We start from the raw sequence: 13457 nt of genomic DNA, 5'->3' as shown, positions 1-13457 counted from the left end.
CCTCTTATCGGCCCGTCGAACGGCGGGCTTGAAACCCGCGCGCCGGAATCACAAGGACGAGTCTCCAGCGCGCGTCATGTTGCGCTCGCGTCTCTTACACGCTACCGCCCCTCGCGCAACAGGGCGGCGGAGATTTGAACCGATGAACCCCCTCATTCTGATCCCGGCTCGGATGGCCGCAACCCGGCTTCCGGGCAAGCCCCTGGCCGATATCGGCGGGGTTCCGATGATCGTGCGCGTCCTGCGCCAGGGCCTCGAAGCGGGTATCGGCCCCGTGGCCGTGGCCGCCGGCGACCCCGAAATCGTCGAGGCGGTTCAAAAGGCTGGCGGAACCGCCGTGCTGACCGACCCGGACCTGCCGTCCGGTTCAGACCGGATTCTGGCGGCGCTGGCGCAGCTCGATCCGGGGTTCGAGCACGACGTGGTGATCAACCTGCAGGGCGACATGCCTTTCGTCGACCCGGCCGTACTGTCCGACTGCGCGCGAATACTTAAGGAGTTCGGCGACGCCGACATCGCCACCGTCGTGGCCCCCGAGGCCTCGGCCGCCGACCGTTCGAACCCGGACGTGGTCAAGGCCGTGCTGGCCATGGAAGAGGACGGCCAAAGCGGCCGGGCCCTCTATTTCACCCGCTCCACCCTCTATGGCGACGCGCCCGTCTGGCGCCACATCGGCATCTACGGCTATCGCCGCGAGGCGCTGGAGGCCTTCAACGCCGCCGCGCCCTCGCCGCTGGAAAAGCGCGAAAAGCTGGAGCAGCTGCGCGCCATGGAGCTGGGCCTGACGATCCGCGCCGCCGTGGCCCAGACCGCCCCGATCTCCGTCGACAATCCCTCTGATCTCGAAGCGGCCCGCAAGCAGGCCGAGGAAACCCGATGAGCCTCCTCAAGAAGATCGCCTTCCAGGGCGAGCCCGGCGCCAACAGCCACGAGGCGTGCCGCACCTATTTCCCCGACTACGAGGCCTATCCCTGCAAGACCTTTGAAGAGGCCTTCGAGGCCATCAAGTCGGGCGTCGCCCAGCTGGGCATGATCCCGATTGAGAACTCGATCGCCGGCCGCGTCGCCGACGTCCACCACCTGTTGCCCGCCTCGGGCCTGAAGATCATCGGCGAGCGTTTCAAGCCGATCCGCTTCCAGCTGATGGCCAACAAGGGCGTCAAGCTGGAGGACATCAAGGTGGTCAGCTCGATGCCGATCGCGCTGAGCCAGTGCCGCAATAGCCTGAAGCGCCTGGGCGTGGAGACCGAGGCCGCCGGCGACACCGCCGGCGCGGCCAAGGCCCTGGCCCTCAAGCCCAACCCGACCCACGCCGCCGTCGCCCCCGCCCTGGCCGCCGAGATCTATGGCCTCGACATCCTGGCCCGCGACATCGAGGACGAGCGCCACAACACCACGCGCTTTTTGGTGATGACCGCCGACAAGGCCCCGGCCGCGCCGGATTTCACCCACCGCTGCGTGACCAGCTTCGTGTTCCGCGTCCGCAACCTGCCCGCCGCGCTCTACAAGGCGCTGGGGGGCTTTGCGACCAACGGCGTCAACATGACCAAGCTGGAAAGCTACATGGAGGGCGGCAACTTCACCGCCACCTTCTTCTACGCCGAGGTCGACGGTCGTCCCGAAGACCGCAACCTGGCCCTGGCGCTGGACGAGCTGAAGTTCTTCTCAGAGCGCTTCGAGATCCTGGGCGTGTACCCGGCCGACCCGTTCCGCGATCGGGGGGCGTAGCCTCACCGTGTCATCCCGGGCGGCGAAGCCGACCCGGGACCCAGGGGCGGCGCGCACGGCGTTTCGTCACCCCCTGGGTCCCGGATAACGCCTGCGGCGTTTCCGGGATGACACCTTGTTTTGTTCCTACCCCGGCAACCGGATCAGCGCCCGCAGGCCGCCCAGCGCCGAGCGGGACAGCACCAGATCTCCGCCCAGGCCCCGGGCCATGTCGCGGGCGATGGCGAGCCCGAGGCCCACGCCCTTCTCGTTCTGGTTCCGGCTTTCGTCGAGCCGCGAGAAGGGCTTGAAGGCTTCTTCGTACTTGTCTTCGGGAATGCCCGGGCCGTCGTCGTCGACCGCGACATCGACCCCGCCGGTCTGACGCGGGCTGACCGTGACGCGCACCCGGTCGGCGTGGGCCACGCCGTTGTCGATCAGATTGGCCAGGGCCCGGCGGAAGGTGAGGGGGCGCAGGCGGGTTTCCAGCCCTTGCGTGATCTCGGTCTCGATCGCCGCTCCGCCGCGCTCGGCGTCTGCCACCACGGCCTCGACCAGTTCGGAGAGGTCCACCACCTGGATCGCCTCGCCGCCCTCGCCGCGGGCGAAGGCCAGGTACTCGTCGATCATGTGCTCCATTTCGGCCAGATCGCCCTTCATGGCCTCCATGCGCTCGCAGGGCTCGGCCATGGCCATTTCCAGTTTCAGCCGGGTCAGCGGCGTGCGCAGGTCGTGGCTGACGCTGGCCAGGAGGGCGGTGCGCTGCTCGATATGGCGCTGGATGCGCAGCTTCATGGCGATGAAGGCCAGGGCCGCCTGACGCACCTCGCGCGCGCCGTGCGGCTTGAAGTCCGGGTCCTCGCCCCGACCGAAGGCGTCGGCGGCTTCGGCCAGACGCTCGATGGCCCGCACCTGGTTGCGGATGAACAGGATGGCCACCGCCGTCAGCAGCAGGGTCGCCACCACCATCCACAGGATGAAGATATGGCCCTGGGTGGCGTAGGCGCGGTCGCGCAGGGCGTAGATCTGCAGCACCCCGCCGTCGACCTGCACGCGGATGTCGATATAGGCGCGGTAGCGGGTCGTATCGAACCAGAACGGGTTGTCCAGTCGGTCCTCCAGCGCCTTGTCCAGCGAGCGGTCGAGGGCCGCGAACAGCGAGGGGCGATGGCTGGTCGGCAGTTTGCGACCCTTCTGGAAGGCGATCGACAGTGACAACGCGCCTTCGGCCCGCTCGGCCAGTTTCTCGACGGCGGCGGGGCTGGGATCGTCCTCATAGGACTGCACCGCCCAGGCGATGTCGCCGGCCAGGCCTTCGGAGAGTTTGGCCGTCACGCTCTGCCAGTGGGCGTCGAAGAACGCCCAGGTCACGGCGATCTGCATGATCGCCACCGGCAGGATGATGATCAGCAGGCTGCGCCCGAACAGCGTGGTCGGCAGCAGACGCTTCAGCGCCGGCGGGATGTCGAGGCGGGTGAGGGGCACCTAAATCCTCCCCCCAGCGGGGGAGGTGGCGCGAAGCGCCGGAGGGGGAAGAGGATAACCCCGCCGCCGGCCGACTTCCCCCTCCGTCCGCTGCGCGGACACCTCCCCCGCGAGGGGGAGGATTTGGACGGCGCCCCCCATCAATCCGGCGCCAACCGGTACCCCACGCCCCGCACCGTCTGCAGGTAGCGCGGGTTCTTCGGGTCGGGCTCGATCTTGCGGCGCAGGCGGGTGACCTGGACGTCGACGGCGCGGCCGGTGGCGTCGGCGGTGTCGCGGGCCAGCTCCAGGCGGTCGACCGGTTCGTGCAGCGAGCGGGCCAGGCGCCGCAGCAGGGTCACTTCGGCCTCGGTGATCCGCACGGCCTCGCCGTCGCAGGTCAACTCGCCCCGGTCGGCGTCGAAGGTGCAGCGGCCAAGGCTCAGCGCCTTGGGGCCCACGGGCCGCGCGGCCGAGCGGCGCAGGATGGCCTCGATGCGCAGCAGCAGTTCCCGCGGCTCGAACGGCTTGCCCAGATAGTCGTCGACGCCGGCCGACAGGCCCTCGATCCGGTCGGCGGTCTGGTCCTTGGCGGTCAGCATCAGGATCGGCGTGCGACCGGCCTCGCCGCCCTTGGCGCGCAGGCGCTTGGTGAAGGTCATGCCGTCCTCGCCCGGCATCATCACGTCCAGCACCATCAGGTCGAAATCGAGCGCCTCGAACAGCTTGTCGGCCGCCCCGGCGCTGGCGGCGGCGGTGACGCGAAAGCCCGCGCGGCTCAGGAATTCCTTGATCAGCTTGCGCAGCCGGTCGTCGTCGTCGACCACCAGCAGGTGGCGTTCGCGGCGCTCGTCAGGGGTCATGTGGGCATCCGTCGTCCTGGGCCGACACCTTGCCGCGATCCGGCCAGCGCCGCCAGGATGCGTCGCGTGCCGGCCACCCCGTCCAGCCCGCCGGTGCGGTAGGCCCGGGCCAGCAGCGCCCGCAGGCGCTCGGCCGTGCGCTGCTCGAAGGCCACGCCCTCGGCGGTCAGGGTCGCGGGGCGGCGGCGTCCGTCCAGATCGCCGGAGACGCGCTCCACCAGGCCCGCCTTTTCGAGATCGGACAGGGTGCGGCTGGCGGCCTGTTTCGACAGGCTGGTCAGCTTGGAGAGGTCCTGCACCCCGATCCCCGGACGGCGGCGCAGCAGGAAGGCCGCGCGCCAGTGCGAGCGCCCTAGACCCAGGGCTTCGGTCTCCAGCACCGCGTCCACGGCGGCCCAAAGCGAGGCCTCGGCCAACAGGATCAGTTCCAGCCCGCCGTCCAGTTCCTCCTCGCGGAGGATCAGACGGGGATCGTCCGAGCCGGGCTGTAGCGGGGCTATCATCGTGCGGAGTCCATTTTATTTGACGCATCCCCCCACGGGGCGTCTAAGAACCGCGTTCCCAATAAGGAGGTCTTGGGCCGATGTCTCTGGTTCCCTTCGACGATCGCGACGGTTGGATCTGGCTTGACGGGCAATTTGTGCCCTGGCGCGAGGCGAAGGTGCATGTTTTGACCCATGGCCTGCACTATGCGTCGTCGGTGTTCGAAGGCGAGCGCATGTACGGCGGCGAAATCTTCAAACTGACCGAGCATACCGAGCGCCTGTTCAAGTCGGCCGAGATCCTCGATTTTGAGATCCCCTACACGGTGGCCGAGATCGACGAGGCCTGCAAGGCGACGGCGGCGAAGAACGGCCTGAAGGACTGCTATGTGCGTCCGATCGCCTGGCGCGGCAGCGAAATGATCGGTGTTTCGGCGCAGCAGACCAAGATCCACGTGGCGATCGCCGTCTGGGAGTGGCCCAGCTACTTCGATCCGGCGACCAAGGCCAAGGGCATCCGCCTGACCTGGGCCAAGTACCAGCGCCCGGATCCCAAGACCGCCCCGATCGCCGCCAAGGCCGCCGGCCTCTACATGATCTGCACCATCTCCAAGCACGCCGCCGAGAAGGACGGCTACGCCGACGCGATGATGCTGGACTATCGCGGCTATGTGGCCGAGGCGACCGGCGCCAACGTCTTCTTCGTTAAGGACGGCGTGCTGCACACGCCCAAGCCGGACTGCTTCCTGGACGGCATCACCCGCCGCACGGTGATCGACATCGCCAAGAGCAAGGGGATCGAGGTGGTCGAGCGTCACATCCAGAAGGAAGAGCTCTCGACCTTCACCGAGTGCTTCATCGTCGGCACCGCCGCCGAGGTCACCCCGGTCTCGGAAGTGGGCGAGTTCAAGTTCACGCCCGCCAAGCTGTCGCTCGATCTGATGGACACCTACGCCGCCCTGGTGCGCGGCGAGGCGATGGCGACGGCCTAGAGCCATCCCGCGGGCCTGAACCGAAGACGCCGCCCGGGACCTCTCGGGCGGCTTTTTCGTGGCGGCCTCCCCCATACCGGGGAGGGATAGATTGAAACATGCGCGAAGGCCGGATATTGCGACGCACTCGCATTATCAGGATCGTTTCATGTCGCCTCGTCTCGCCCTTCTGCTGTCGTCCGCCCTGCTGGGAGGCGTTCTGGCCAGCCCCGCGTTCGCGCGCCAGGCCGACACGACCCGCGTCGATGAGGTGGTCATCACCGGCTCGCAGGTGCGTCTGCCGCCCGCCTACGCCGGCGATCAGGTCGCCAAGGGCGCGCGCGTCGGCCTCTTGGGCGCGCTGGACACGATGGACACCCCGTTCGCCGTCACCAGCTACACCGAAGCCCTGATCCGCAACCAGCAGGCCCGCAGCGTGGCCGACGTGCTGCAGAACGACCCGACCGTCCGGGTGACCAAGGGCTTTGGCAACTTCCAGGAGCTGTACGTCGTTCGCGGCTTCCCGGTCTATTCCGACGACATGACCTATAACGGTCTCTACGGCGTTCTGCCGCGCCAGTTCGTGGCGGCCGAGCTGATCGAGCGGGTCGACGTCTTCCGCGGCGCCAACGCCTTCCTGAACGGCGCGGCCCCCGGCGGCAGCGGCGTCGGCGGCGCCTTCAACCTCATGCCCAAGCGCGCGTCCAGCACCCCGCTGACCCGCTTCACGGCCGGCTGGGACGGCGGCGAGCAGGTCTATGGCTCGGCCGACGTCTCGCGCCGCTTTGGCCAGAACGACGCCTATGGCGCGCGGGTGAATCTGGGCCTGCGCGGCGGCGAGACGGCCGTCGACGGCGAAAAGCGCGACCTGACGGTGCTGGGCCTGGGCCTGGATCGTCGCGGCGACCGCGCCCGCTTCTCGGCGGACCTGGGCTGGCAGGATCACCGCATCGAGGGGGCGCGTCCGACCGTGACCCCGGCCGGCGCCATCCCCAAGGCCCCGGCGGCCGACAAGAACTTCGCCCAGCCCTGGACCCACACCGACGAGCGCCAGCTGTTCGGCGCGGCGCGCGGCGAGTTCGACCTGACCGACACGGTCAGCGCCTGGGCCGCCCTGGGCGGTCGCCAGGGCAAGGAAGACAACGTTCTGGCCAACCCGACGGCTCTGGCTGACGGGACGCTGAGCGCCTACCGCTTCGACAACGTCCGCAAGGACTCGATCCTGTCGGCGGACGCCGGCCTGCGCGCCAAGTTCGCCACGGGCGCGGTCGGTCACGCCATCGTCGCCTCGGTCGCCCAGGTGAACCTGAAGTCCAAGAACGCCTACGCCTTCTCGAACTTCGCCGGCTTCGCCAGCAACCTCTACAACCCGGTGGCCGTCGCCGCGCCGAACCCGAACTTCTTCGTGGGCGGCTCCAAGAGCGATCCGAACGTCACCGAGCGCGTCAAGAACCGCAGCGTCGCGGTGGCCGACACCCTGTCGTTCCTGAATGAGCGCCTGCTGGTCACGGTGGGCGTCCGCTATCAGGACATCCAGACCCGCTCGTACGACTACAACACCGGCGCCCGCAACGGCGCCTATGACGGCGACGCCACCACCCCGGCTCTGGCGGCGGTGTTCAAGCCCAGCGACAAGGTCTCGCTGTACGCCAACTACGCCGAGGCCCTGGTCCCCGGGAAGATCGCCCCGGCCCAGGTCAGCGGCGTGGCCGTGGCCAATGTCGGCGAGATCCTGTCGCCGTTCCGCGGCGAGCAGACCGAGATCGGCGCCAAGTACGACGCCGGCGCGTTCGGCGGTTCGATCAGCCTGTTCCGCACCACCCAGCCGGCCGAGTACTTCGAAGCCTCCAGCCGTCGCTACACCGCCGGCGGCGAGCAGGAGAACCAGGGCGTGGAACTGACCGTCTTCGGCCAGCCCGCCCCGGGCCTGCGCCTCTTGGGCGGCGCCACCTGGCTGGACGCCAAGGTCAACCGCGCTCTGTCGGCCACGCTGCAGGGCAAGACCCCGATCGGCGTGCCGGAGTTCCAGGCCAATCTGAACCTGGAATGGGATATCGCCACGCTCGAGGGCCTGACCCTGGAAGGCCGCGCGGTCCACACCGGTTCGCAGCAGGCCAACACCGCCAACACCGTGTCGCTGGACGCCTGGACGCGCTTTGACCTGGGCGCACGCTACGCCTTCGAGGCCGGCGGCAAGGCGGTCACCCTGCGGGCCCGCGTCGAGAACCTGGCCGACCGGAACCAGTGGGTGGCCGTCGGCGGCTATCCGGGCGCCAACTACCTGACGCTGGGCGCGCCGCGCACCCTGCGTCTCTCGATCAGCACCGACTTCTAGCGCTGATGAAGGCCCGGACGCTCCGCGCCTGGTCGTGGGTTCACAAGTGGTCGAGCCTGGTCTCGACCGCTTTCCTGCTGATGCTCTGCGTCACGGGGCTGCCGCTCGTGTTCAGCCACGAGATCGAGCATGTCCTGTTGGAAGAGGCCTGGACGCCCGCGCGTCCGGACGGCCCCAAGCTGACCCTCGACCAGGTGCTGGAGACCGCGCTCGCCCGCAAGCCGGGCGAGGTTCCGGCCTATATGAGCTTTGACGAGGACCGGCCGGTGGTGAACGTCACCAGCGTCCAGCCGGGCGGCAAGGCGGGGGTCTACAGCTTCCAGCCCATCGACCAGACCAGCGGCGATCCCGCCCCGCCGGTCGCCGGGCATCCGGTCATGGACTTCCTGCTCCAGCTGCACACCGACATGTTCCTGGGCCTGGCGGGCATGCTGTTCCTGGGCGCCATGGGTCTGCTGCTGATCGTGGCCCTCGTTTCGGGCGTGGTGCTCTACGCGCCCTTCATGCGCCGGCTGCCCTTCGGCACGGTGCGGGCCAGCAAGCGGGCGCGCACCCGCTGGCTGGACTATCACAACCTCTTGGGCGCGGTGACGGCGGCCTGGGTGCTGGTGGTCGGCGCCACCGGCGTCGTTAACGCCCTGGCCACGCCGATCGTCGGCTACTGGAAGAACACGGCGCTCAAGGAACTGACGCAGGCCTATGACAGCCCCGTCGCGCCGGGCCAGCGCAGCTCGCTGCAGGCCGCCGTCGACAAGGCCCAGAAGGCGCTGCCCGACAAGGACCTGCAGTTCGTCGCCTTCCCGGGCTCGGACTATTCGACCGACCACCACTATGCGGTGTTCTTCCACGGCAAGACGCCGCTGACCACGCACCTGACCACGCCCGCCCTGATCGACGCGCGCACCGGCGAGCTGGCCGCGATCGCGCCGACGCCCTGGTACGTCAAGACCCTGACCCTGTCGCAGCCGCTGCACTTTGGCGACTATGGCGGCATGGGCCTGAAGATCCTGTGGGCGCTGCTTGATATCGCCACGATCGTGATCCTGGCCTCGGGCCTCTATCTGTGGCTGGCCAAGCGGAAGGCGGCGCGATGAAGACCGGTCACCATCTTTCCCTGTGGCAGGTGTTCGGCGCGCCGGCCCTGATCGCCGCCTTCAGCCTGTTTGGCCTGATCGCCGCCCTGCTGGGCGATGGCCTCTGGGACCTTGTGGGCGCGCTGACGCTGGGCGTGTCGGTGATCGCAACCGCCTGGGCGCTGGTCGCGCGGCGGCGTTAGGGTCCCTTACCTCTAGCGCAAAGATAAAATCCCTCGTCATCCGGGAAGCCTCGTAGAGGCTGTCCGGGACCCAGGGGCCGGCGCAGTGCGGCTGCCCCTGGGTCCCGGCTCTACGGCCCGCTACGCGGTCCTCCGGCCGGGATGACAAGAGAAAATGATGTTGGTGGATTGAGGATAGGGCGCCCTACCGCCCCTCCAGGTCCCGCCCGCCGCACGCCGTGGGCTGGCGCACGGGATTGCAGACCGCGACCTTGTCGCTGGGCAGGCGCACCGTATAGCCGCCCGCAAAGCGCGGATCGGCCCAGATGTAGTCGGTCGAGACGTACTGCGCGCCGCTGGCCAGGGCGGCGTCGCGTTGGGTGGGGTCGTTGCGCCGGGCCTGCAGGGTTTCAGCGTCGGCGCGGGTGCGGACGATGAAGCCGGCCTTCACCGCCGCAGCGATGCGGTCCTTCTGGGCCACGGGATCGTTCAGGGTCAGATAGGCGGCGGCGGGGGAGGCCTCGTCGGTGTTGACGAACATGGCCCGGCCTTCCAGCGAGGCGCGCTGGCCGCGATAGAGCGCCACCTTGGCCGGGCTTTCATCGAGGGCGAAGAACACCTTGCCGCGCGCCGCGCCGAGCTTGGGCCAGCCGCCCCCCATCTTGGCGCCGGCCAGCACGCCGTCACGCAGGGTCTTGGCCTTGCCCTGCACCTGGTCGGGCGTGATCAGGCGATCCTCGCCGAACACCGAGCGGATCTCGGCGTCCAGGGCGTCGAACAGGGCCTCAGTGAAGGCCAGGGGCGTCACGCCGCCCGGCAGGCTGGCCGCGCCTTCCTTGGCGTTCAGCATGATCAGGATCGGCACGTGGTCGCGGTGCGTGTCGGACCAGGCGCGCACTTCCTTCAGGCACGCCACGAAGGTCAGGCACGAAGACCGGAAGTCGACATCGGGGATGTGCAGGGTCTTGAAGCCCGGCTTCTCCAGGGCGGCGGCGACGTCGGGCGGGAAGGACACGCCCTTGCCCAGCGCCGTCAGCGGCTTGGCGAAGAGACCGCCTTGCGGATCGGCGACGACATCGATCTCCAGTTGCCGCGCGCCGGCCTCCAGCTGCTCGGTCAGGGGGCGGTGGCTGTAGTCGATCCCCAGCACCGCCTGCCCGCGCGCGGCGACCATGGCCGCCATTTCTTCGGGCGGGATGGCCAGCTTGTAGGAGTTGTGGGTGCCGACGGTCAGCAGGTCGGTCATCGGCAGGGCGTCGATCCGCTGGCGCACGCAGGTGGGGCTTTCGTCCGAGACCGGGCAGGGCGCGGCGGCGACGGCGAGGGCGGCGAGCAGAGTCAACATCAAGAGTCTCCGAGATAACGCCTAGCCCCTAGCCAAGGCCCATGACGGTTTCACGTCGCGTTGTGGATGACTGTTAGCGTTGTCATCAATCCTTGATCTAGCTGATACGTCGCGGTCATCGACGCTCCCTATTGCCGCGCCAAACGTCGGCGCTCCTCCCCGGATCCTCCGCCGACATCAGTACATGTCAGTACATGGGGGTAATCCAATGTCTCGCAGCAAGATCGCGCTCCTCGTCGGCGCGGCCCAACTCGTCATGGCCGCTCTGGCGCCGGTCGCCCAGGCCCACGCCGCAGACCAGGCGCAGGCCGCCGCCGCCGACAACGCCGAAGTCGACGCCGTCGTGGTCACCGGTTTCCGCAAGTCGCTGGGCGTGGCCCGCGAGGCCAAGAAGGCCAGCGCCATCGTCACCGACGTGATCGTCGCCGAGGACATGGCCAAGTTCCCCGACCTGAACCTGGCCGAGTCGCTGCAGCGTCTGCCGGGCGTGGCCATCAACCGCGAAGGCGGCGAAGGCCGTCGCGTCTCGCTGCGCGGCCTTGGCCCCGACTTCACCCGCGTCCAGCTGAACGGCATGGAAGTGCTGGGCAATGTCGACTCGCCGATGGACAGCCGCGGCCAGACCTCGCGCGACCGCGCGTTCGACTTCAACATCTTCGCCTCGGAACTGTTCTCGAAGGTCGACGTGCGCAAGTCGTTCTCGGCCGAGCAGGACGAAGGCGGTATGGCCGGCACCGTCGGCCTCTACACCGCCAAGCCGTTCGACTACGCCGGGACCAAGGGCGCCCTGTCGCTGCAGGCCGGCACCAACAGCGCCACCAAGGACACCCAGCCGCGCGGCGCGGCGATGATCGCCAAGAACTGGGACGACAAGTTCGGCCTCCTGGCCTCGGTCGCCTACTCCAAGCGCAAGACCGAAGAGCAGGGCTACAACACCTACGGCGCCGGCACCCAGCGCGCCCAGGCCGCCAACGTCGTGAAGCTGAGCGCCGCCGATGCGGCCAAGGCGACCAACGGCGAACTGATCTTCGCCCGCGGCAACCGCCTGTCGGTCTGGGGTTCGGACCAGGAGCGTCTGGGCGTCACCGCCGCCGCCCAGTGGCGCCCGGTCGAGACCGTCACCCTGACGCTGGACGCCCTGCACGGCAAGTTCACCAATGACCGCACCGAGATCCACCTGGCCACCCGCGCCTCGGTCGGCTCGACGGTTCTGGGCGGCTCGACGCCGCACTCGGGCAATCTGGTCAGCGCCCCGCCGGTGCTGAATTCGATCCAGTACGACAAGCACAACACGGTCGTTTACGCCGACGTCGACAACACCGTCTTCGCCACTGAAACCCGTCGCCAGTCGGCCAAGAACACCTTCGACCAACTGGTGCTGACCGGCGAATGGAACGTGTCGGACAAGCTGCGCGTCGACGGCCACATCGGCCAGGAGACCTCGGACTACGACATCCCGATCTCGGACAAGTTCTACACCGAAGCGTTCGGCGGCCTGATCACCGACTATCGCGGCGACAGCGGCAAGAACACCTACAAGTGGAACACCACCGACGCGAACAACTACCGCGCCCACGAGATCGACTTCTCGGCCACCTATCAGACCACCGAGCTGAAGAACGCCGAATTCAACGCCGCCTATGACTTCAACGACGGCCTGACCCTGAAGGGCGGCCTGTCGTATCGCGGCTTCAAGAACGAAGGCTATTCGCAGACCAATGACGACGTGAACCGGACGGCCTGGGAAAAGGGCACGCTGGACAACCGTCTGGACGGCGTGACCAAGGTCTTCACCCAGCACGACGACCAGTCGTGGATCATCGTCGACTGGGACAAGGCCCTGGCCAAGTACGGCGTCACCCGCACGCTCGGCGCCCCGCGCTCGATCTATGCGGTCGAGGAAGACACCACGGCCGGCTATCTGCAGCTGGACTGGAAGACGCAGCTGATGGGCCTGCCGGTGCGCGGCAATACCGGCCTGCGCGCCTATGACACCGAGCTGACCTCGTCGGGCGTTCTGGCGGTTCGCGGCGTCAACACCCCGACGGTGGCCAAGAAAACCTATTCGGGCGTACTGCCGTCGCTGAACGCGGTGGTCGAGGTCTCCGACCGCTTCCAGATCCGCGTGGCTGCGGCCCAGAACATCAACCGCCCGGCCCTGGGCGCCTACGCCATGAACGGTTCGGTCAGCGTGGACGGCACGACCGTCACCGTCTCGACCGGCAACCCGAACCTCGAGCCCTACACCTCGGACGAGTTCGACCTGGCGGCTGAATGGTACTTCGGCGGCGTCGGCATGCTGACGGCGGGCCTGTTCCACAAGAACATCGACGGCCTGATCGCCAGCCAGACGACGACCAATGTCAGCTACGCCAGCACGGGCCTGGCCGAAGGGATCTATCCGGGCGTCACGGCCACGACCAATGTCGCCTCCTACACCCGCCAGGTGAACTTGCGGAACGCCAAGCTGACGGGCGTCGAGCTGTCAGCCCAGAGCGACTTCTTCTTCCTGCCGGGCGCGCTGAAGAACATGGGCGCGGTGGCCAACCTGACCCTGATCGACAGCAAGACGATCAACCTGGTCAACGGCAAGAACCAGGAGACCGACATCTTCGGCCTCTCGGACATCAACGCCAACGCCACGCTGTACTACGAGACCGCCAAGTACGGCGGCCGCATCTCGGCCAACTATCGTTCGGACTATTTGATCGACAGCGGCGCGTTCAACGCCACGACCTATGTTGATGCGTCGGCCTTCTACCAGCTGACCCCGCGCGTCCGCCTGTCGCTGGACGCCATCAACCTGACCGATGAGCGCGAAGAGCAGGTCAACAGCTTCAACAACGGCTTTGGCGAGACCGGCGCCAAGCGCCTCTGGAACTTCACCACCAGCGGCCGCACGGTGTTTGTGGGGGCGAACATCCAGTTCTAAGGACTGGGTTGAGCCTAGAGACGAAGACGCCGCCCGGGAGCGATCCTGGGCGGCGTTTTCTGTTGGAACGACGCCGGCCGCAGACCCGGCGCGCCTTGCCGAA

The 13457-nt window shown here is 68.1% G+C and carries 11 protein-coding genes and 1 pseudogene; 7 read left to right on the top strand and 5 right to left on the bottom strand.

The window, feature by feature from the left end:
• The first annotated feature begins 142 nt into the window (after window positions 1–142).
• Together OVA11_RS17800 and OVA11_RS17795 are read left to right on the top strand one after the other, a co-directional pair.
• Window positions 143–880 carry a 3-deoxy-manno-octulosonate cytidylyltransferase gene (locus OVA11_RS17800; RefSeq protein ID WP_268068588.1) on the top strand — a complete coding sequence of 246 codons (738 nt, stop codon included), beginning with the start codon at window positions 143–145 and terminating at the stop codon, window positions 878–880.
• Window positions 877–1728, top strand: coding sequence for a prephenate dehydratase (locus tag OVA11_RS17795; protein WP_010920770.1), 852 nt, complete (start codon window positions 877–879; stop codon window positions 1726–1728). Before OVA11_RS17800 ends, OVA11_RS17795 begins: the two co-directional genes overlap by 4 nt.
• A 6-nt stretch (window positions 1729–1734) precedes the next feature.
• Here the strand turns inward: OVA11_RS17795 and OVA11_RS19885 are convergent.
• The 4 genes and pseudogenes from OVA11_RS19885 to OVA11_RS17780 form a co-directional block, all read right to left on the bottom strand.
• Window positions 1735–1837: pseudogene (locus OVA11_RS19885) on the bottom strand (hypothetical protein); the annotation flags it as partial.
• A 17-nt stretch (window positions 1838–1854) separates the two neighbouring features.
• A complete protein-coding gene (locus tag OVA11_RS17790; RefSeq protein WP_268068587.1) occupies window positions 1855–3192 on the bottom strand; it encodes an ATP-binding protein in 1338 nt (445 codons plus the stop codon).
• A 140-nt stretch (window positions 3193–3332) separates the two neighbouring features.
• Window positions 3333–4034 (bottom strand): response regulator, encoded by a 702-nt coding sequence (locus OVA11_RS17785; RefSeq protein WP_268068586.1) that lies wholly within the window; start codon window positions 4032–4034, stop codon window positions 3333–3335.
• On the bottom strand, window positions 4031–4537 hold the full coding sequence (locus tag OVA11_RS17780; RefSeq protein WP_010920767.1) for a MarR family winged helix-turn-helix transcriptional regulator: 507 nt from the start codon (window positions 4535–4537) through the stop codon (window positions 4031–4033). The genes OVA11_RS17785 and OVA11_RS17780 overlap by 4 nt, the downstream gene beginning before the upstream one ends.
• 80 nt (window positions 4538–4617) lie before the next feature.
• Between OVA11_RS17780 and OVA11_RS17775 the strand changes: the two genes are divergently transcribed.
• The 4 genes from OVA11_RS17775 (at window position 4618) to OVA11_RS17760 (ending at window position 9098) form a co-directional block, all read left to right on the top strand.
• A complete protein-coding gene (locus tag OVA11_RS17775) occupies window positions 4618–5508 on the top strand; it encodes a branched-chain amino acid aminotransferase (RefSeq protein WP_268068584.1) in 891 nt (296 codons plus the stop codon).
• A gap of 148 nt (window positions 5509–5656) precedes the next feature.
• A complete protein-coding gene (locus OVA11_RS17770; RefSeq protein ID WP_268068583.1) occupies window positions 5657–7822 on the top strand; it encodes a TonB-dependent receptor in 2166 nt (721 codons plus the stop codon).
• The gene (locus OVA11_RS17765) at window positions 7732–8916 is read left to right on the top strand and encodes a PepSY-associated TM helix domain-containing protein (protein ID WP_268068582.1); all 1185 of its coding nucleotides are present in this window, start codon (window positions 7732–7734) and stop codon (window positions 8914–8916) included. Before OVA11_RS17770 ends, OVA11_RS17765 begins: the two co-directional genes overlap by 91 nt.
• Complete coding sequence (locus OVA11_RS17760) at window positions 8886–9098, top strand: hypothetical protein (protein WP_268068580.1); 213 nt, start codon at window positions 8886–8888, stop codon at window positions 9096–9098. The genes OVA11_RS17765 and OVA11_RS17760 overlap by 31 nt, the downstream gene beginning before the upstream one ends.
• Window positions 9099–9282: 184 nt before the next feature.
• On the opposite strand, the gene OVA11_RS17755 is transcribed toward OVA11_RS17760, so the two are convergent.
• Window positions 9283–10425 (bottom strand): phosphatidylinositol-specific phospholipase C1-like protein, encoded by a 1143-nt coding sequence (locus OVA11_RS17755; protein WP_268068578.1) that lies wholly within the window; start codon window positions 10423–10425, stop codon window positions 9283–9285.
• A gap of 76 nt (window positions 10426–10501) precedes the next feature.
• Between OVA11_RS17755 and OVA11_RS17750 the strand changes: the two genes are divergently transcribed.
• Window positions 10502–13354: a TonB-dependent receptor gene (locus OVA11_RS17750; protein ID WP_268068577.1), complete on the top strand. Its 2853-nt coding sequence runs from the start codon at window positions 10502–10504 to the stop codon at window positions 13352–13354.
• The last annotated feature ends 103 nt before the right edge of the window (window positions 13355–13457 follow it).

The sequence above is a fragment of the Caulobacter sp. SL161 genome (assembly GCF_026672375.1).
GTDB lineage: Bacteria > Pseudomonadota > Alphaproteobacteria > Caulobacterales > Caulobacteraceae > Caulobacter.
This window is presented reverse-complemented; position numbering and strand designations above follow the sequence as displayed.

Bases quoted from the DNA above. Each gene is read 5' to 3' on its own strand.
- OVA11_RS17800 (WP_268068588.1), top strand. From the start codon at position 143: ATGAACCCCCTCATTCTGATCCCGGCTCGGATGGCCGCAACCCGGCTT.
- OVA11_RS17795 (WP_010920770.1), top strand. From the start codon at position 877: ATGAGCCTCCTCAAGAAGATCGCCTTCCAGGGCGAGCCCGGCGCCAAC.
- OVA11_RS17785 (WP_268068586.1), bottom strand. From the start codon at position 4,034: ATGACCCCTGACGAGCGCCGCGAACGCCACCTGCTGGTGGTCGACGAC.
- OVA11_RS17780 (WP_010920767.1), bottom strand. From the start codon at position 4,537: ATGATAGCCCCGCTACAGCCCGGCTCGGACGATCCCCGTCTGATCCTC.
- OVA11_RS17775 (WP_268068584.1), top strand. From the start codon at position 4,618: ATGTCTCTGGTTCCCTTCGACGATCGCGACGGTTGGATCTGGCTTGAC.
- OVA11_RS17770 (WP_268068583.1), top strand. From the start codon at position 5,657: ATGTCGCCTCGTCTCGCCCTTCTGCTGTCGTCCGCCCTGCTGGGAGGC.